The sequence below is a fragment of the Colwellia sp. BRX10-4 genome, assembly GCF_014077465.1.
GTDB lineage: Bacteria > Pseudomonadota > Gammaproteobacteria > Enterobacterales > Alteromonadaceae > Colwellia_A.
This window is the reverse complement of the sequence record NZ_JACGVZ010000166.1, coordinates 1-235: the sequence shown is the minus strand read 5'-3', so window position 1 is coordinate 235 and position 235 is coordinate 1. Positions and strand designations below refer to the sequence as shown.

General features: G+C 44.7%; 1 tRNA gene. It reads right to left on the bottom strand.

The annotated features are described in order from the left end of the window. Positions 1-6: 6 nt before the first annotated feature. Positions 7-83: transfer RNA gene (locus H4J67_RS20235), tRNA-Ile, on the bottom strand. Positions 84-235 lie beyond the last annotated feature (152 nt).

Sequence of the window (235 nt, the reverse complement as noted above, 5' to 3'; positions counted from 1 at the left end):
ATGAATTGGTAGGTCTGGGCAGACTTGAACTGCCGACCTCACCCTTATCAGGGGTGCGCTCTAACCAGCTGAGCTACAGACCTATCTTATTAGCAAGCCCAAGGGCTTTCTTCTTCTAATTTGTTATCATGTAATTTGTGTAGACACTCGTGAAACCGAAGTTTCCATTAAACTGTTTTTACTTCAAGATAAGGAGGTGATCCAACCCCAGGTTCCCCTAGGGTTACCTTGTTAC